This window comes from Bradyrhizobium tunisiense (assembly GCF_042263385.1).
Lineage (GTDB): Bacteria > Pseudomonadota > Alphaproteobacteria > Rhizobiales > Xanthobacteraceae > Bradyrhizobium > Bradyrhizobium tunisiense.
This window is the reverse complement of record NZ_JBHLEV010000002.1, coordinates 658149-674209: the sequence shown is the minus strand read 5'-3', so window position 1 is coordinate 674209 and position 16061 is coordinate 658149. Positions and strand designations below refer to the sequence as shown.

22 protein-coding genes are annotated in these 16061 nt (G+C 65.2%); 9 read left to right on the top strand and 13 right to left on the bottom strand.

The window, feature by feature from the left end; all coding sequences use genetic code 11:
- Window positions 1–47: 47 nt before the first annotated feature.
- Entirely contained in the window at window positions 48–299 is a 252-nt protein-coding gene (locus ACFDR6_RS10590) for a hypothetical protein (RefSeq protein WP_375858220.1), read from the bottom strand.
- A gap of 172 nt (window positions 300–471) precedes the next feature.
- A complete protein-coding gene (locus ACFDR6_RS10585; RefSeq protein WP_317239702.1) occupies window positions 472–651 on the bottom strand; it encodes a hypothetical protein in 180 nt (59 codons plus the stop codon).
- 292 nt (window positions 652–943) lie between these two features.
- On the opposite strand from ACFDR6_RS10585, the gene ACFDR6_RS10580 reads away from it, so the two are divergent.
- Entirely contained in the window at window positions 944–2245 is a 1302-nt protein-coding gene (locus ACFDR6_RS10580) for a hypothetical protein (protein WP_212085821.1), read from the top strand.
- Window positions 2246–2248: 3 nt separating this feature from the next.
- On the opposite strand, the gene pdxY is transcribed toward ACFDR6_RS10580, so the two are convergent.
- Window positions 2249–3067: a pyridoxal kinase gene (gene pdxY / locus ACFDR6_RS10575; protein WP_375858219.1), complete on the bottom strand. Its 819-nt coding sequence runs from the start codon at window positions 3065–3067 to the stop codon at window positions 2249–2251.
- 215 nt (window positions 3068–3282) lie between these two features.
- Between pdxY and ACFDR6_RS10570 the strand changes: the two genes are divergently transcribed.
- The gene (locus tag ACFDR6_RS10570; protein WP_212085831.1) at window positions 3283–3627 is read left to right on the top strand and encodes a DMT family transporter; all 345 of its coding nucleotides are present in this window, start codon (window positions 3283–3285) and stop codon (window positions 3625–3627) included.
- Window positions 3627–4214 carry a TetR/AcrR family transcriptional regulator gene (locus ACFDR6_RS10565; protein ID WP_375858218.1) on the top strand — a complete coding sequence of 196 codons (588 nt, stop codon included), beginning with the start codon at window positions 3627–3629 and terminating at the stop codon, window positions 4212–4214. Before ACFDR6_RS10570 ends, ACFDR6_RS10565 begins: the two co-directional genes overlap by 1 nt.
- Before the next feature lie 73 nt (window positions 4215–4287).
- On the opposite strand, the gene ACFDR6_RS10560 is transcribed toward ACFDR6_RS10565, so the two are convergent.
- From ACFDR6_RS10560 to ACFDR6_RS10545, 4 genes are all read right to left on the bottom strand, one after another.
- Window positions 4288–4494 (bottom strand): hypothetical protein, encoded by a 207-nt coding sequence (locus ACFDR6_RS10560; protein ID WP_375858217.1) that lies wholly within the window; start codon window positions 4492–4494, stop codon window positions 4288–4290.
- A 244-nt stretch (window positions 4495–4738) separates the two neighbouring features.
- Complete coding sequence (locus ACFDR6_RS10555; RefSeq protein WP_212085841.1) at window positions 4739–5017, bottom strand: hypothetical protein; 279 nt, start codon at window positions 5015–5017, stop codon at window positions 4739–4741.
- A gap of 160 nt (window positions 5018–5177) precedes the next feature.
- Window positions 5178–6152: an SH3 domain-containing protein gene (locus tag ACFDR6_RS10550; RefSeq protein ID WP_375858216.1), complete on the bottom strand. Its 975-nt coding sequence runs from the start codon at window positions 6150–6152 to the stop codon at window positions 5178–5180.
- 157 nt (window positions 6153–6309) lie between these two features.
- Complete coding sequence (locus ACFDR6_RS10545) at window positions 6310–8232, bottom strand: FAD-binding monooxygenase (protein ID WP_375858215.1); 1923 nt, start codon at window positions 8230–8232, stop codon at window positions 6310–6312.
- A 102-nt stretch (window positions 8233–8334) separates the two neighbouring features.
- Between ACFDR6_RS10545 and ACFDR6_RS10540 the strand changes: the two genes are divergently transcribed.
- Window positions 8335–8799 carry a MarR family winged helix-turn-helix transcriptional regulator gene (locus tag ACFDR6_RS10540; RefSeq protein ID WP_375858214.1) on the top strand — a complete coding sequence of 155 codons (465 nt, stop codon included), beginning with the start codon at window positions 8335–8337 and terminating at the stop codon, window positions 8797–8799.
- A gap of 116 nt (window positions 8800–8915) precedes the next feature.
- Window positions 8916–9347, top strand: a complete 432-nt coding sequence (locus tag ACFDR6_RS10535) for a COG4315 family predicted lipoprotein (RefSeq protein ID WP_375858213.1) — start codon at window positions 8916–8918, stop codon at window positions 9345–9347.
- A gap of 128 nt (window positions 9348–9475) precedes the next feature.
- Here the strand turns inward: ACFDR6_RS10535 and ACFDR6_RS10530 are convergent, their stop codons facing one another.
- Window positions 9476–10129 carry a L,D-transpeptidase gene (locus tag ACFDR6_RS10530; protein WP_375858212.1) on the bottom strand — a complete coding sequence of 218 codons (654 nt, stop codon included), beginning with the start codon at window positions 10127–10129 and terminating at the stop codon, window positions 9476–9478.
- Window positions 10130–10436: 307 nt separating this feature from the next.
- Between ACFDR6_RS10530 and ACFDR6_RS10525 the strand changes: the two genes are divergently transcribed.
- Together ACFDR6_RS10525 and ACFDR6_RS10520 are read left to right on the top strand one after the other, a co-directional pair.
- Window positions 10437–11486 (top strand): hypothetical protein, encoded by a 1050-nt coding sequence (locus ACFDR6_RS10525; protein ID WP_375858211.1) that lies wholly within the window; start codon window positions 10437–10439, stop codon window positions 11484–11486.
- Window positions 11487–11863: 377 nt separating this feature from the next.
- Window positions 11864–12094 carry a DUF6894 family protein gene (locus ACFDR6_RS10520; protein WP_200454753.1) on the top strand — a complete coding sequence of 77 codons (231 nt, stop codon included), beginning with the start codon at window positions 11864–11866 and terminating at the stop codon, window positions 12092–12094.
- Here ACFDR6_RS10520 and ACFDR6_RS10515 read toward each other — a convergent pair whose 3' ends face one another.
- The gene (locus ACFDR6_RS10515; RefSeq protein WP_375858210.1) at window positions 12095–12880 is read right to left on the bottom strand and encodes an SDR family NAD(P)-dependent oxidoreductase; all 786 of its coding nucleotides are present in this window, start codon (window positions 12878–12880) and stop codon (window positions 12095–12097) included.
- 131 nt (window positions 12881–13011) lie between these two features.
- Here ACFDR6_RS10515 and ACFDR6_RS10510 point away from each other — a divergent pair, with 131 nt between their 5' ends.
- Both ACFDR6_RS10510 and ACFDR6_RS10505 read left to right on the top strand, forming a co-directional pair.
- Window positions 13012–13401, top strand: a complete 390-nt coding sequence (locus ACFDR6_RS10510; RefSeq protein ID WP_212085865.1) for a hypothetical protein — start codon at window positions 13012–13014, stop codon at window positions 13399–13401.
- Between the two features lie 110 nt (window positions 13402–13511).
- Complete coding sequence (locus ACFDR6_RS10505; RefSeq protein WP_212085867.1) at window positions 13512–13757, top strand: hypothetical protein; 246 nt, start codon at window positions 13512–13514, stop codon at window positions 13755–13757.
- A 22-nt stretch (window positions 13758–13779) separates the two neighbouring features.
- Here the strand turns inward: ACFDR6_RS10505 and ACFDR6_RS10500 are convergent, their stop codons facing one another.
- From ACFDR6_RS10500 to minC, 4 genes are all read right to left on the bottom strand, one after another.
- Window positions 13780–13965 (bottom strand): hypothetical protein, encoded by a 186-nt coding sequence (locus tag ACFDR6_RS10500; protein ID WP_212085869.1) that lies wholly within the window; start codon window positions 13963–13965, stop codon window positions 13780–13782.
- Window positions 13966–14173: 208 nt separating this feature from the next.
- Entirely contained in the window at window positions 14174–14455 is a 282-nt protein-coding gene (gene minE / locus ACFDR6_RS10495; protein WP_212085871.1) for a cell division topological specificity factor MinE, read from the bottom strand.
- The gene (minD, locus tag ACFDR6_RS10490; RefSeq protein WP_212085873.1) at window positions 14452–15267 is read right to left on the bottom strand and encodes a septum site-determining protein MinD; all 816 of its coding nucleotides are present in this window, start codon (window positions 15265–15267) and stop codon (window positions 14452–14454) included. The genes minE and minD overlap by 4 nt, the downstream gene beginning before the upstream one ends.
- A gap of 19 nt (window positions 15268–15286) precedes the next feature.
- A complete protein-coding gene (gene minC, locus ACFDR6_RS10485; RefSeq protein ID WP_375858209.1) occupies window positions 15287–15985 on the bottom strand; it encodes a septum site-determining protein MinC in 699 nt (232 codons plus the stop codon).
- Between the last annotated feature and the right edge of the window lie 76 nt (window positions 15986–16061).

Sequence of the window (16061 nt, the reverse complement as noted above, 5' to 3'; positions counted from 1 at the left end):
TGGGTCCCGCTCTCCGCGGAACCCACCTGCCGTCACGCGACGTCAGATCAGCGGGTAGCGCCCGTGGTGACGTCGGCGGTCTTCACCTTGCGCGGGCTGAGGACCTTCGCCTGGTGGACCGAGGCGACCGTGGTCGGCGCAGCAGTCTGCTCGACATGCGCGGCGCCGAGCACGCGAACCTGCAAGGGCGAGACTGCAAATCCGTTGGCCTCGTAAGTCGGCAACTCGGCGGCGAAAGCCGCGGTGCTGCCCGCGATCGTCAGGATGGCGGCGGCGATCAACAGAGTTTTCTTGTTCATTGGTAGTGCTCCTGAGTGGAAGAGTCGGAGCATATTTAGGTGCGATTTGCTGCGTTGCGACATGCTTTGTTGCATTGCAACAGCGCGCGCGGTGCATGGCGATATGTTTAATGCGTACAAGGCGTTGGCCGAATCGTGATCTGCGGCGACATGACGGTCTTATGGACAGTGCTCAGCCGCCGAGCACGTTGCCCCAGCCATCGAAGAGATAGGTCTTCCAAGCCACGGTTCCATCGCCACTGGGGCGGCTGGCCCGCCTGTAGTCGTCCGCCTGATCGGCGGTCCAGGTGATGATCGTGTCCGTGAGGCGATCGTGCAGGATAGCGGGTTCGGTAGGGTCGAAGGCGTCCATGGGACGAAGCGAGGGATGCGTCATGGGCCACCAAACGCCCCAGCCGCACCAAAGTTGCGCGCAACGCACAAGCAAAAACCCACTTGGGAACAAACTGGAACCTTCGTGGCAGCTGTGCAACACCTCTTCGAAAAGCCCGTTTTCGCCGATTTACGCCATTGCGCCGCCACACCATGCTCCGAACAATCAAGGCGCTGCGTGCCTTTCCATGCAAGACTGTTTCGTCAGACTGTTTGCATCATCACTGTCCGGGCAAGTCGGGTTCGGGCAGAACCGTTTGGAGGCAGGGATCATGAACGATCGGCGGTCTCTTCTGGTGGCGGTCGCGTGCCCTTCGGCCGTGCTCGCCGGCTGGCTGGCACTTTCCCTCTCCGCCTATGCTCCTGCCCTGATCGAGAACAGCAGCGCCAACGCGGCTGCCGTCTCGCGCGCGAAGGATCTCAGCCGGCTCGACGTCGCCGACGTGCCGCGCGCTGCCATGATCGAGGACGGCATCGCCTTGACTGCCGAGATCGCGGCAGCCGTCGCAGCGGCGCCGGCCCCGACGATCACTGAGACCGCACCTGAGACGCGCGCCCCCGCCGTCAAGCTCGCTGCGGCCGATCCGACGCTGATACTGCCGACCGAGGCACCGCCCGCGCCGCAGATGTCGCCTGAACCGGAGCCCGTCGTCAGCGAGGATACGCCGGCCGCGCCGGAGCCGGTCAAACTGGCATCTGCCGACCCCACCGAAATCGTGACGACGGACGCGCTGTCCTCCGCCGCGATCGCGAGCGGCCCGGTCACGGCTGCTAGCAAGGCATCACCTCCAGCCGATACCGTCGCCGTGCTCGACGAATGCTTCGTCATGGATGCCTGCATCGATCGCTATCTCTGGGAGCTCTATCAGCGCACCGCAAAGGAAGACTCGCTCAAGGTCCAGGAGCTCCGCGCCGTCACCGTCAAGCGCAAGGGCAAGACGGTCACGGTGATGCGCAGCTTCACGAAGCTGGTCGATCAGGATTTCGGCTGGAAGGATCCAAAGGCGGCCGAGCGCGCCGGCATGTCGATGATGGATTATGTCATCGGCGGCATGGACAGGAGCTTCAAGCGAAAGCTGTTTCGCACGCTGCTCGCCGCGGAAGCCGCCGGCCTCTCACCCGGCATCACCAGCGCGTTCCGCGACGACTATCGCCAGTCGATCGCGAGCGGCCTGAAGGCCGCCTCCGACCGCTCCTATCATGGCGGCAGCACGCGCGGCGGCTACGGCCACGGCATGGCGGCCGACATCGTCAGCACCCAGGGGAACAACCGCGCGCAGCGCTGGGTCTCGACCGAAATCCTGTGGAAGTGGGTCGACGCCAACGGCAAGACGTACGGCATCGGCCGGCCCTATCTCGGCCGTGATCCGCCGCATGTCGGCCCCATCGACGGCCAGGAGTACATCTCGCGCCGTGGCACGGGCGACGGGAAGCAGATCGCGAGCGCGAAGTCCAGGAAGGTGGTGCGCGCCGCGGCCCATGCGAAACCGCCGAAGGCCCAGGCCGTGCACGAGCAGAAGGGTGCCGCGAAGCCGCAGAAATCGGCACAATCGACCGGCAAGCGCGCGACCTGAGACTTACGGCGCGCGGCCCGGCGTTGGCAGCGGCACGAGCCGCATCTCCGCCGTGCCGGCCTCCTGCGTACGCACCAGCACCGCAAAAACCGTGTCGACCGCAAGCCGCACCGCGGCCTCGATCGCTTGGCCCCTGGCCAGACGGGCCGCGATCAGACCGGTGAGGAGATCGCCGGTGCCGTAGGGTCGGATCGGCAGGCGCGGCGTCGCGAAGCGCGACAACCGGCCGTCGGCGCACAGGATCGTCTCCAACTGTCCCGCCGCCGTGTCGTTGAGCGTACAGCCGGTGGCGACGACGTCGATCCGGCCGGTCGCCGCCAGTGCCGCACACGCGGCCCGCAAGCCCTGCGCATCCGCAATCGTGAGGCCCGAGAGCAGCTCGAGCTCGAACTGGTTCGGCGTCGTCAGGTTTGCTGCCGGCAGCAGCCGGTGGCGGACCACGTCCAAAATGCCGTCGGCGACATAGACGCGGCCGTCATCGCCAATCACGGGATCGCAGAGATAGACGAGCTTCGCATTCCGCGTGAGCGCCCGCTCGACGAAATCGGCGATCACGGCGGCATTGCCGGGCGAGCCGAGATAGCCGGTCACCAGCACGGCGGCCTCGTCGACGAGCCCGCGCTCTTCCACGCCCTTCAGGAGATCGGCGACGAGCTCGGTCTCCAGCACCCGTCCGCGCAGGCTCGGGTAGCGTGGGTGGTTAGACAGCAGCGTCGTCGGCACCGCCGCAACGTTCACGCCCTCCGCCTGCATGGCATAGGCGGCCGCGCTGTTGCCGACATGGCCGTGAACCACCTGGCTTTGAATCGAGATGACGAGCATGAAGGAGGTCCGTAGGGTCTGTTGTCGAGCGACACAAGCACGCATCGTAGCCCGTATGGCGCGCAGCGTAATCCGAGAATCGCGCGGCGGCGTGATGCCGCGTTTCCGCCAACGTCGCAGGCCCGTCACTCACATGTGATACCTGCTGCCGGCCAAAGCCGAGCGCCGCATGCTAAACATACCGTGCGGTATCTTTCTTTCGCACTAGGCCGACCATGACCTCCGCCTTCAATGCCTACGCAGCGCTCGCCCTCGCCATCGTTTTCGAGGTCACGGCATCGGCCTTCCTGCAGCAATCCGCGCAGTTCACCCGGCCGTGGCCGACACTGGCCATGGTGCTGTTCTATGTCGCCTCCTTCTACGCGCTGTCGGTCGCGATCCGCGTCATCCCCTTGAGCATCGCCTATGCAATCTGGGGCGGGGTCGGCATCATCCTGACCGCCACCGTGTCCTTCGTGCTGTTCCGCCAGATGCTGGACGCTGCGGCCTTCGTCGGCATCGCGCTGATCGTGTCAGGGGTCGTGATCATCAACCTGTTCTCGCAGACCACGGCGCATTGATGCCGGAAAACCGCTACACCCGCGCCAAGCAGCCCGAGCAGGTCCGGCGCGCCCTGCTCGACCACGCCGCGGCGATCGCCATGGACCATGGCGTCGCCGGTGTCACGGTGCAGGCGGTCGCAGCGGCGGCCGGCGTCACCAAGGGCGGCCTGTTTCACCATTTTGGCAGCAAGCAGGCGCTGATCGAGGGCCTGTTTGCCGACCTCCTCGCTCGCGTCGATGCCGAGATTGACGCCGCAGTCGGATCCGATCCGAAGCCACGCGGCAGCTTCACGCGGGCCTATGTGAATGCGGTGTTCACCGGCAAGGCGTTCGGATTCGCGACCCCGTGGGCGGCATTGAGCATGGTCGTCGTCACCGATCCGCCGCTGCGCCGGCTCTGGAACGACTGGATCAAGGCGCGCCTGAAGCGTCATCGCACGACCGACGGCGCGCCCGATCTGCACATCGTGCGCCTGGCCGCCGACGGCGCCTGGCTCTCCTATGTCACGACGGGACAAACGCGCATGAGCGCCGAGCTTCGCGCCGTGCACGCAAGTCTGCTTGCGCAGACCTATCGACGCGGACAGTGGGGCCCGGCAGCCTAGCAGCCCTGCTCCGGCTTGGGCGGACGCGGTCGAAATAGCGATCTCAAATGTCGTGCGCTCGCCCAGCCCGCGGTCAGGCCGCCGACAGCTGATCGAACTCGGGCGGAGCGTAGGCCTTGCCGTCCTGATCGGTGATAACGACCCGCCACCCCTCGCTGGCCCACACTTTCGCCTTCGCCACGATGAGCAGCCGGCTCTCGCGGGCGAAACTGTACTTTTCGTTGTCGCGTTCTGCGATCATCTTGTAGGCCAATTCGCGTCCCCTTGCGTTGCCCTGCACCCAGCCTCCTCGTGGCAGCGGGCTTTGGCGGCAATTCGCCGGGAGCGTGGCAATTTGGTGCCATCCGCACAGCATGGCGGTGGCGGCCGGCAAAGCGTGCCCCGCAGGAATCCGATTCCATCCCTCGCAGGCTTGCCCCGCCTGCGACGGCACGGGGCCGTCTTGATGTCATGCTCGATCGGCTGCCGGGCGGTCCGTCCCGTCACATCAGCAATGAAACCGATCGTCCCATGCCCGAACTCCGCTAGTGCACGCGGATGATGTGGGGGCGGCCCAGATCGATCAGCCCCTGCACCGCCGAGAGGCGATCGTCGAGGGCTGCGATGGTGAGCAGCAGATTGTTGCGGCGCTCGTCGAGCATGCCCATCTCGGCGCCGGTGAGCTTCATGCTCGTCCGCTCCTTTTGAATCCCTTCGAGGGACTCGCGCAATCCGGCAATCAGGCCGGTCAGCTGCTTGGCCTCTTTCGTCATCGAACGCTTCGCGACATTTTGGCGGCGCGAGTCCGCCTGGCTCTGTCTCATGTCATCCTCCCGTGCCCCGCTGCCCCGAGTGGATACTTACAGCTTTGGATAGACATGTTACGATCGATGAAATCTGCCCGCGAAAAACCGACTTAAATTGTCGCGACCTCGACTTGGCGAAGAAAAGCCCGGCGCGGTGGCCGGGCTTTCCTTGGCGACGCTAGTGCTTCTGATGGCCACCGCCGGGGCCGCCGGCCGGTGCACCGCCGCCACGGGGGGCGGCATTGATGTGGGCAGCACCGCCGCCGCCGCCATGCGGCATTGCAGGTGCCGCCGCGCGCGGCGCCGGCATCTGCGCACGGGCATTCATCGGCGAACCGTGGCTGACACTCGGCTGGGCGACGCGGGGCGTCGCAGGCCGAGCCGCAGGCGTGGCCGAGACGCGCGGTGCCTCATGCCCACGCGTCATCGGCTGCGTGCGCACGGCGGTGCGGCCTGCAGCATGGTCGTGCATCATGCGCCCCTGCGCCTCACGTGGACCGCGGGTCTGCACGGCAGTGCGCTCGTTCACGATACGCTCGCTGCGTCCGGCGCGAGTCCGGTCGACCGTCACCGCAGCATCGCGCTTGGAGATGGCAGCATCCGGCCGCGCCGTCGCGGCATCACGTCCGGAGATCGCCGCCCCGGCCTTGCCGCGCACGCCGCTGCGTTCGAGCGCTATCGCCGCGTCGCGCGTTGCCGCGCGACCGATGCGAGCCGCGCGCGGATCGATCGTCATCCGCGTCGCGACGCTCCGATGCGAGCTCCAGTAATTATTCCAATAAGCGTGGCGGCGATACCAGGGACGTCCGCCATAGTGGCTCGACCAGTACGACGTCAGCACGAAGGGGACGACAGGAACGTCGATCACATCGACATAGTCGGGGAGATAGACGTAATGGTTGCGATAGAGATATTCGAGATATTGCGACGACACCCAGCCGCGATCGTCTGAGAAGCTGACGTCGCACCAGGCATTGCCGCGCAGGCAGCCATGGATGTTGACGCGGGCGCCGCCGGGGATGCGATCGACCAGCGGAAAGCCCGTGCCCGGCCCGGCCCTCAAGCCGGTCGAGACGGTGACGATGCCCGGCGCGGCCAGTGCGGCTGTTGGCGCGAGCAGCAATGCGGCAATTAAAACACTCTTGAATTTCATGGCGTGTTCCTCCTCTTTTGAATCGGAACGCGCAACCGGAACGGGCGTTCCGTGCCGGAAGGTCTCATCCGCCGAAAGACGCGAGCACAGGCTCCGCGCGGTTCAATATTCATCCGCCGTTCATCGGCCCGGCGCCGGCAATGGTGCTGCCGGATCGTCAGCTCACTTGCAGCATGAACCCGTCGAAATACGATGCAAGCCCGGCAAAATCATCGAGCGGCAGCACGGTCGCAACATACTGGTCGGGCCGCACCACGATCATGCAGCCGGCTGTCCGATCGATGCCCCGCATTGCGAAAACGTCGTGGCCGCTCTTGAGGTCCGGACAGAACATTTTCTCGTAGTCGCGCAAACCATAGCGCCCCTTGCGCGGGAGCAGCAATGGCGGCATCGCCTCGATGGCGAGTTCGCGATGGCCCTGCTGGAATACCGCGCGCAGATCGATCACGCTGTCGATGTCGGCGCCGCCAGGCGTATATCGCCGGACCGGCGACTTCGGGGACTCCGCAAGGAAATTGCACAGCGCGCGAATGGCCGAGCCTGCGGCGGCAGGATCTTGGGCGGGCGAGAACGCGTAGATGCGGAAGCGGCCGTCGGCGTGCGCGGCGTGACCGAGATGGACCGGCTTTGCATCGGCAAACCGGATCACCGGGGCGGAATGGAAGCGCTTGCCGATCACGAAGCCTTGCGCGAGGTGCTGGTGCGACCCGGCGCCGGTGAGAAGCGACGGCTTGTAATGCGTGGCCGTGCCGGCGGTGTAGCGGCCGTGCCTGACGAAATAGTCCTGCGTCCTGGCGGCATCGGCGCCGCCGGCCCTGGCGGCGGAGGCGAGAATTCCTGCCCACTCGCGGTCGAAGTCGATCAGCTCCTTGGCAACCGCCTGGCGCTCCTCCGAATAGGAATGCATCAGGTGTGGCGCGCACTGCTTCCGCATGACCGCAGCGAGCTTCCAGCCGAGATTGAAGGCATCCTGCATCGAGACGTTCATGCCCTGCCCCGCCTTCGGACTGTGGGTATGGCAGGCATCGCCGGCGATGAAGATGCGCGGTAGGCGCGTATCGATCGCGGCCTCCGGCACGTCGTCGAACTTGTCGGTCAGGCGCTGGCCGATCTCGTAGACCGACCACCAGGCGATCTCCTTCACCTCGAGCGTATGCGGCTTCAGGATCCGCTGCGCCTTGGCGATCACGTCATCGGCCGTGATATTGCGGTTGGCGACGCGTTCACCGGCCTCGAGCTTGGCGAGCTCGACATAGATGCGGACCATGTAGCCGCCTTCCCGCGGGATGATCAGCAGGCTGCCATCCTTTGCCGACTGGACGAGCGACTTGAAGCGGATGTCCGGAAAATCGGTCACGGCCAGCACGTCCATCACGCCCCAGGCGTGGTTGGCGGAATCGCCGTGCAGCTCGCGGCCGATCGACCTGCGCACGGTGCTGCGGGCGCCATCGCAGCCGACGACATAGCGCGCTCTGATCGTCTCGATCTCTCCTTCATGCGCGGCATCGATGCGCTCGAGCCGCACGGTCACGGCATGATCGTCGACAGCCGCCAACTGATCGACCTCGAGGTTGATGAGGCGGCGGCTGTAAAAGGGCTCCAGCTTGGCCGGCGATTTGCGCATGACGTCGAGAAAGCCGTCATGGATGCGCGCCTGGTTGAGGATGACGTGCGGAAATTCGGATAGCCCGTCCTCGACGTCCTGCACACGGCCGCTGCGGATGACGGTCTCGGGCGAACGTTCGTCCGGCTTCCAGAACGTCGTTTCGTTGACCCAATAGGCCTCCTTCAGCACGCGCTCGCTGAAGCCGTAGGCGTGAAACATTTCCATGGTGCGGCAAGCGATGCCGTCGGCCTGCCCGACCAGCAGCCGATCGGGCTTCTGCTCGATGATGCAGGTCTTGATGTCGGGGAACTGCGCAAGCTGGGCGGCGAGTGTGAGGCCCGCAGGGCCACAGCCGACGATGAGGACATCGACTTCGTCGGGCACGGCGCCCGTGGCGCCCGAGGCCTGAACGCGCTCGGCGGGATCGGCGAATTCAGGATCGCCCGGCTGAAATCCATTCAGATGGAATTGCATGAGCTCTCCCGTCAAACTTCTGTCTTGATATTGATCAGTATGCTGATGATCAGTATACTTGTCAACGATGGTACACGTCGCGACCGGTCTGAGGAGAATGCGGTGAAAGACAACAACGACATGCCCGGGCATCTGGCGCGCCGGTTCCAGCAGATCGCGGTTGCCGTGTTTCTGGCCGAGGTCGAGGATGCCGGCTTCGACCTGACGCCGGTGCAATACGCCGCCCTGGCGACCATCAAGGCCAATCCGGGGCTCGACCAGGTGACGCTCGCAGGATTGATCGCCTACGACCGCACCACCATCACCGGCGTGATTGATCGCCTGGTGCAGAAGGGGCTGATCGAGCGCCGCGCCTCAAGCCGCGACCGCCGCGCCCGCGAGCTCGGGATTACCGACGAGGGTCGGCGCACCCTGCGCAAGGTAACGCCGGCCGTGGAATCGGCCCAGCGCATCATGCTGCGCGGCCTCAGCGCGAAGGAGGGCGAGGAATTGATGCGGCTGCTGCACAAGGCGATTGCCGCCGGCAATGAGCTCAGTCGCGCGCCGCTGCGCGAAGTGCACGTCTGATTCAGACCCGTCCGCAATTGTCGCGGCGGGCTAAACCAGGAACTAACTTTCAGCTGCTAGCGTCGACCGCATTGCACGCTTAACGCGCGATTAACTTTTGCGGGACGGAGTTCGGGATGTTCAGGTTCCTCGTTATGGCCGCAGCCATGACGCTCTCGGCCGGTCATGCTGTGGCGGGCGGCCATGGCGGCGGAGACCCTCCTCCGCCGAAGGTCGAGGCACCGGTGGCTCCAGCCAAAGTCATCCTGACCAAGCAGGGTCCCAAGCTCGTCAATCTCAACGGAATGACGCTCTATACTTATGAGCGCGACACCACCGGAAAGACGTCGAGCTGCAACGGCAAGTGCACCGAGAGCTGGGTGCCGCTCGCCGCTACGGCCGACGCCAAAGCCGTCGGCGACTTCACCGTGATCAGCCGCGACGACGGCAGCAGGATGTGGGCGTACCGCTACCGTCCGCTCTACACTTCACCGGCCGACAAGGCGCCGGGCGATGCCAACGGCAACGCCATGACGCTGCAATGGCGGGTCGCTCGGCCTGAGAATTAGAGCGGGACAAGCCGCGGGCGTGAACACCAGAGGTGCTCAGGATGTTCGCGCATGCAGAGGAATCGGCCAAGGCATAGTCGACCTGCGGATACCAATGCAACGCCGATTCAAGCTCGAGCGAAGTTGACTCAGCCGCGCCAGCGCGCGCCGGTCTCGGCCCGCGCGCTCTGCCCGGGGGGCAGCACGACGACCATCGAATTGAGCTTCACCCGATCGTACAGATCGATCACGTCCTCGTTTCGCATCCGGATGCAGCCTGACGAGATTGCCTGCCCGATATATTCCGGCTGATTGGTGCCGTGGATGCGGTAGAGCGTGTCCTTGTTGCCGGTATAGAGATAGATGCCGCGCGCACCCAGCGGATTGGCCGGACCGCCGGGAACGCGCGCCGGATAAGGTCCGAGCCGCGCCTGGATGTCTGCCGTCGGAACCCAGTCGGGCCATTCCGCCAGACGGCCGACCCGCGCAACGCCGGAGAACGCCATGGCTTCCTCGCCGACCGCAACGCCGTAGCGGATCGCCTTGCCTTCAGGCAGCACGTAATAGAGGTAGCGCGCGTCGGTATCGACGAGGATGGTGCCCGGCTGCTCCTTGCGGTGGTAATCGACGACGTGGCGGAGATATTGCTCGGGCACGTTCGCCTTCGCGTAAGGCGTATGCGCGAGCAACTGCCGGTCGCGCGGCGTCATGCTCGCGTCGCTCGATGGCGAAAGCGTTGCCTGCATGCAGCCGCCCAGCGGCAGCAAGGCAACAACGAACAAAGCGAGTATGGATCTTGGCACCCCCGGCCCCCGAATAGCGATAGCAACGCCCCCAGCCTCCCCAGATGCTGACAAAATCGTGCTGAAAACAAGGCGGCGCGGAACACATGCGCGTGTTCGACAAAGTGGGTTCCATCACCACAAACGGCGGAAGAGCGTCGCATCATCTCCATCCCCTCGCCTTGCTTTGGTCAAACCCGGCTGGACTCGTGCGTCATCGGGCCGGGCTGATCGGATTTGCCCGGCTCGCCGCACCAGATCGGCTCGCGCCAATGCGACCAGGACTTAACACCCGGGCTTCAAGCACCCGGGCTTCAAAGGAGCTGCGATGCTCGCGACGCTGAACCCCAAGCAAATCGTCGATGAGATCGTGAAGGACACGGTCAAGGACAACGATCCGCACGACGCGATTCAGATTTCACCCGACATCGTGCGGGCTTCGCGTCCCATCAGCGTTGCGCCCGCGCTGGCAGCTGACGTCACGACGCGTCCGGAACCGAAATTCGCGCCGGAGCCCAGGTTCTCGCTTGAGCGCAAAATCTCTCTGGAGCCCCGGTTCAGTCCTGTCTCGGAGCCGCCGGCGGCACCCCCACCCTCGGTTGATACTGCCGTACGCGTCGCAGCGAACGACGGTCATGGCCCGCGGAAGCGATCTGCCGTAGGCAAGTGGATGCGCGGTGCATTCATCACGTTCCTGTTTGCCGGAGGAAGCGTAGCCGCCACCATCGCGTGGGAGAAGCACGGCGATACCGCCAAACAAGTGCTCGCCGAATGGACCCCGGTCTTGGCGTCGCTGCTGCCTCTGACATCGCAGTCCGCCACATCGCAGACCGCGCCGGTCGCCGCCGCCCAAGCCGCGCCGGCCGCGGAGCAAGCTGCCCCGCCTGCGGCACAAGCGGCGGTCGATCAAACGGCCGTTCAACCCATAGCGCCGCCTGCGACCCAGGTTGCAGCCGCCGCGCCTGCGGCAACACCATCCGATGCCGCGCAGTCGGTGCAATCGATGACGCGCGACCTCGCCGCGATGGCGCAGCAGATCGAGCAGCTCAAGGCCAACATCGCCGAGTTGAAGGCCGGACAGGAGCAGATGGCCCGCGAGATGGCAAAGCCGCCCGCGCCGAAGCCGACAGCGGAGGTCAAGCCTGTCGATCCGCGCGCACGCGCAGCTGCGCTGCCGTCACCGCCGCCGGTTCGCAAACCGAAACCGGTCGTGTCGCACACTTACATGCCGGCCTCTTCGCCTGCGCCGCTCGCGCCTCCGCCGCCGCCCTCGCGAGCTGCCGCGATTCCGCCGCCATCGGCCGCACCTGTCACCACGACTGAAGCCGTTGCCGATGACGACGGACCAATCGTGCGTCCGCCGATGCCGTTGCGCTAGAGGCACGCAACAGCACGGCGCCGCTACGACGTCGCGTAAGCTGTCCGAGTCGATGTCGTGCGTTGAGTCCGGGCAATTACGGAAAGCGACGCGCAGGTCATCTTTCGCTCAAGAGAAAAGGCCGTCGGGAGCTATGCCGGCGGCCTTCTCTTGCAGCTGCCGGTTCCCGGAGCCCGGTTCTGCTGCAATTCCATGCTTCATGATCACGCCACGTATTTAATAAATTCTTAATGGACCAACATGCTGCACATCATTTCTGCGCCATAAGCACAGAGATTGCGCGGCCTGTTCATCCGCTGGATATCGACTCAGTGGTACCATCCGACATGTGTTGAGACTTCCACCGAAGCTCAGCTCCTCACACCGGGGGAATTCGGATGCCTTACTACTCCTTCGATCTTGTGGTTGGTGAAGAGTTCAGGAACCAGGGCGGAATCATTCTCGAAGACATCGAGGTTGCCTCCGATCGAGCCGATCAACTGGCGACCGAGCTGTCGCAGGTGAAGCCGGAGCTGCAGCAGAAGGGCTGCGCGGTGCGCGTCACCGATCGCGATCACAACGAGCTCTATCGGACTCCGCTCGATCCGGTGCCGGCCTGGCGACGCTGACTATTCAGCAAAGGACGGCGGCTCGAACCAGTTCGTCAGCGACAATCCGCCGTCGACGACGAAAGCCGCGCCGGTGACGTAACCGGAGAGCTTGTTCGACAGCACCGCGAGCGCCATCGGTGCGAGGTCATTGGCCTCACCGAGGCGCCCGAGCGGAATGTGCCGTGCCAGCGCGGGATCCGCAACGAACCCGCCGGCCGCGATCGCGCCGGGCACCAGCGCGTTGACGCGGATACCGTAGCGGCCAAACGATTTGGCCAGCTCCTTCACCAGCATCGCCAGCCCCGCCTTCGCCGTCGAATAGTGCGGCAGGTTGCGCGGCGTGCCCGCATGCAGCGAGGTGAGAAACAGGAACGAGCCCGGCCGCTTCGTCGCGATCAGCCGCTTTGCGAGTTCGCGCGCCAGGTGAAAGCCGGCATCGAGATTGACGGCATGCATCTGCTGCCAGATCCTGCGATCGACCGCGAACACATGATCGGCCTCCCGCCGCGGTGGCGACGCGCTGTGGACCAAATGCGTGATCTCGCCCAATGCTGCGTTCGCGGCGGCAAGCAGCGCGTCGCACGCATCCAACTCGGCGAGATCGCCGACCCAGGGCACCGCCAATTCAGGCCGCCGGCTGGCGCCGATCGCGGCCGTCACCCGCTCGGCGTTCACATCGGCGAACACGGTCCGGACGCCCTCGCCGACCAAGGCCTGCGCGATCGCGCGGCCGATGCCGTTGCCCGCGCCGGTGACGAGTGCGGTGTCACGGGCAGGATCGAACGGGGTGCTGAACAGGCTCATGTCACTCTCCGCGGCCGGATTTCGGGCCACGATAGCGCACCGCAGGGGGAAGCGACAAATTCGCCCCCGGCACCATTGCCGAGCGGCCCGCCGGACGCTAGCCTCTCAAAAAACGGAGGAGATACCTGAGGATGCGCTACGGTTTGCTGATCGCTGGCCTGTTGCTGATCGCCGCTCCGGCCCAAGCCGATGACCACACACGCTCGACCTATGTCACACTGGTCTTGCAGGCCTTCGCCGCCAAGGTCGAATGCCCGGGCACGGACGTGGCCTACCAGGACCTGGTGCAGAAGGCGGAGCAGATGCACCTGCCCCAAGGCACCACCGAGAAGGTGCGCAAGGCGATTGCATGGATGCACACCGGCGGCAAGATGGGAGAGAAGCAGGATGACGATTTGATGGCCGAGGTCGCCGTGGCGACCCAGGCGACCGATCTCAACCAGCGCCGCCTCGGCATGCCCAACTGGTGCGAGACTCAGAAGAGCAACCTCGCCGGCCTGATCCGCGCCAAAGGCGGCTAGCAGGCAGCTTTCGCGGCGTTAAGCACGCCGCAGCGAGATTTTGCCGGCCAAAAATTGTCACAATTCTGGAAAGCATGCGGGGCCTCTTCGAATTCGAACAGGAATCTCTCATGCGGATGATCCATGTCGTTTTCGCCGGCACGCTCGCGGCCGCCACGGTGCTGACGGGCCCTGTGCTGGCGAAGAATTCAGACAGCCAAAAAGCCGAGGGCAATTCGCCCTCCTCGAGCTGCAGCGCCTATCAGCAGGCGCCTGACGGGACTTGGGAGCAGCTTCCCTGCAAGGAGGCAGGGGACCGCAGCCAGCCGCAAACCCGCAGATCCTCATCGCAGGGAACCGAGCACGACGGCCGTTGAGGCGCCTGCCCCTGCAGGTGGTTCAGCTCTGGTGAGGCCCGCGTATGATCTTCATGGCATCGGCGATGTGACGCCACTCTCTGGCCTCTTCGCCCTCCCCGCGGCCCTCGCAGGCCTGGGCCTGCTCGGCGGCCTTGGCGATCGCAGCAAAACCGTGCTGTTCGAGCATCTGCCGCGCAACGGTATGGACCTGGACCTCGGACATCATGGGCGCTCTCCGTCTGATGAGGCCGCGGGGTCTGGCTCGACTCTCCCGCGGTCTCAGATAATGATCTTGCCGCAGGTCCCGTTCCGCCCGCCGTCGATCACATCGGCAGGCCGGGGAACGTAAGCGACGCGAACGACAAAGGCGGCCCGCCATGCCCGGCGGACCGCCTTCTCACCCACCCCAAATGGGTCGCCGTCAGTCGCGCCCCCTACGCGACCGCCGCTTTCTTGCGCTCGAAATCATTGGGCACCTCGATATCGACCTCCAGGGTCGACACATCGTCGCCGCGCTCGAGCCGCACGATGACCTTGGTCGGATCCAGCGTTACATGCTTGGAGACGACAGCGAGAATTTCCTCACGCAGCACGCCGAGCAGATCGGGCTGGCCACGCATTCCGCGTTCATGGGCAAGCAGGATCTGCAGCCGTTCGCGCGCGACGGGTGCAGAGGCCTTGTTCCCGCGGAGAAGTCGGAGCAGACCCATGCTCATGCCGCCCTCCGTCGCAGCAGACGATCCATGAAGCCCTTGCGCTCGGTCGGCACCTGCATCGGAACGGTGTCGCCGCACAGCCGGCGCGCCGCGTCGATATAGGCCCGCGCCGGTGCGCCGTCCGCGTTCGACAGCGTGACCGGCGTGCCGACGTTGGAGGCGCGCAGCACGTCCTGGCTCTCGGGGATGATGCCGAGCAAGGGTGTCGCGAGGATCTCGAGGATGTCCTCGATCGTCAGCATCTCGCCGCGCGCGGCGCGTGAGGGATCGTAGCGGGTGATGAGAATGTGCTTCTCGACCCGCTCGCCCTTCTCGGCTCGCACGGTCTTGGAATCGAGCATGCCGATGATGCGGTCGGAATCGCGCACCGACGACACTTCCGGATTGGTGACGATCACGGCCTCGTCGGCGAAGCGCATCGCCATGGAGGCGCCGCGCTCGATGCCGGCCGGGCTGTCGCAGATCACCCAGTCGAAGCGGCCGCGCAAATCCTCGATGACCTTGCCGACACCCTCTTCCGTCAGCGCGTCCTTGTCGCGGGTCTGCGAGGCCGGCAGCAGCCACAAATTCTCCAGACGCTTGTCCTTGATCAGCGCCTGCGGGAGTTTGGCAACGCCCTGCACCACGTTGATGAGGTCGAACACGACGCGGCGTTCGGCCCCCATCACGAGGTCGAGGTTCCGCAGGCCGACGTCGAAATCGACGACGACGACCTTGTCGCCGCGCTGCGCGAGCGCGGCCCCCAGCGCGGCGGTGGTCGTGGTCTTGCCGACCCCGCCCTTGCCTGATGTCACGACCAGTACCTTGGCCATCTCGAAAATCTCCTTCTGGTCAGTTCAGCGCGGTAATTCGCATGGTGTTGCCTTGCAGGAAGGCTTGAGCCGGCCGCCCGCGAAGAGCGGCGTCGATATCGTCGGCGGTCTGATAAAATCCATCGATTGCAAGCAGTTCGGCCTCGATCTTCTGACAATAGATGCGCGCACTCGTGTGCCCGTTCACGCCCGCCATGGCGCGGCCGCGCAGGGCGCCGTAGACGTGGATCGAGCCGCCGGCGACGACTTCCGCGCCGGAACCGACCGAGCCGAGGATGGTGACGTCGCCTTCGGGGAAGATCACGGTCTGGCCCGATCGCACCGGGTTTTCGAGCAGCAGTGAGGTCGGCTTGGCCTCGGCCTTCGCCTCAGCCTTTTTGGGCGCGTTTGGCTCGACCACGCAGCTGCGTCCGCCCGACAGCAGCGGCGGCATCATCGGGGTCAACCTGGCCTCCTCCACACCCTCGATCCCGAGCACGCGGATGTTGCGGTCCTGCAGGCTGGTGAGCAGATGGCCGATGCCGGACTGGCTGAGGTCGACCGAGGACAGGTCGATCACCACGGGCCGGCCGGCAAAGAAGCCCGGCGAGCGGGCGATGGTCGCGTCGATCTCGTGCAGCCAGTCCAGAACCGGAACCGTCGGCGTGAACACGAAGGCCACGTAGGAGCGCCCGCGCAGGCGCACCATTTGGCGTTGAGGTTTGACTGCAGCCTCCATAGCGGCCGACTCGTTCCCTGTTATTGAATGGTTAACGATGCGGCGGATATGGTTAATGGCCGGTTAATTCTCCGTG

Excerpts from the sequence above, each read along its gene's own strand:
- pdxY (WP_375858219.1), bottom strand. The coding sequence starts at position 3,067 with ATGCTCGTCATCTCGATTCAAAGCCAGGTGGTTCACGGCCATGTCGGC.
- ACFDR6_RS10585 (WP_317239702.1), bottom strand. The coding sequence starts at position 651 with ATGGACGCCTTCGACCCTACCGAACCCGCTATCCTGCACGATCGCCTC.
- ACFDR6_RS10555 (WP_212085841.1), bottom strand. The coding sequence starts at position 5,017 with ATGAGACAGAGCCAGGCGGACTCGCGCCGCCAAAATGTCGCGAAGCGT.
- minC (WP_375858209.1), bottom strand. The coding sequence starts at position 15,985 with ATGGAGGCTGCAGTCAAACCTCAACGCCAAATGGTGCGCCTGCGCGGG.
- ACFDR6_RS10505 (WP_212085867.1), top strand. The coding sequence starts at position 13,512 with ATGCGGATGATCCATGTCGTTTTCGCCGGCACGCTCGCGGCCGCCACG.
- ACFDR6_RS10545 (WP_375858215.1), bottom strand. The coding sequence starts at position 8,232 with ATGCAATTCCATCTGAATGGATTTCAGCCGGGCGATCCTGAATTCGCC.
- ACFDR6_RS10535 (WP_375858213.1), top strand. The coding sequence starts at position 8,916 with ATGTTCAGGTTCCTCGTTATGGCCGCAGCCATGACGCTCTCGGCCGGT.
- ACFDR6_RS10520 (WP_200454753.1), top strand. The coding sequence starts at position 11,864 with ATGCCTTACTACTCCTTCGATCTTGTGGTTGGTGAAGAGTTCAGGAAC.
- ACFDR6_RS10580 (WP_212085821.1), top strand. The coding sequence starts at position 944 with ATGAACGATCGGCGGTCTCTTCTGGTGGCGGTCGCGTGCCCTTCGGCC.
- ACFDR6_RS10565 (WP_375858218.1), top strand. The coding sequence starts at position 3,627 with ATGCCGGAAAACCGCTACACCCGCGCCAAGCAGCCCGAGCAGGTCCGG.
- ACFDR6_RS10590 (WP_375858220.1), bottom strand. The coding sequence starts at position 299 with ATGAACAAGAAAACTCTGTTGATCGCCGCCGCCATCCTGACGATCGCG.
- minE (WP_212085871.1), bottom strand. The coding sequence starts at position 14,455 with ATGAGCATGGGTCTGCTCCGACTTCTCCGCGGGAACAAGGCCTCTGCA.
- ACFDR6_RS10500 (WP_212085869.1), bottom strand. The coding sequence starts at position 13,965 with ATGATGTCCGAGGTCCAGGTCCATACCGTTGCGCGGCAGATGCTCGAA.
- ACFDR6_RS10525 (WP_375858211.1), top strand. The coding sequence starts at position 10,437 with ATGCTCGCGACGCTGAACCCCAAGCAAATCGTCGATGAGATCGTGAAG.
- ACFDR6_RS10510 (WP_212085865.1), top strand. The coding sequence starts at position 13,012 with ATGCGCTACGGTTTGCTGATCGCTGGCCTGTTGCTGATCGCCGCTCCG.
- ACFDR6_RS10515 (WP_375858210.1), bottom strand. The coding sequence starts at position 12,880 with ATGAGCCTGTTCAGCACCCCGTTCGATCCTGCCCGTGACACCGCACTC.
- ACFDR6_RS10570 (WP_212085831.1), top strand. The coding sequence starts at position 3,283 with ATGACCTCCGCCTTCAATGCCTACGCAGCGCTCGCCCTCGCCATCGTT.
- minD (WP_212085873.1), bottom strand. The coding sequence starts at position 15,267 with ATGGCCAAGGTACTGGTCGTGACATCAGGCAAGGGCGGGGTCGGCAAG.
- ACFDR6_RS10550 (WP_375858216.1), bottom strand. The coding sequence starts at position 6,152 with ATGAAATTCAAGAGTGTTTTAATTGCCGCATTGCTGCTCGCGCCAACA.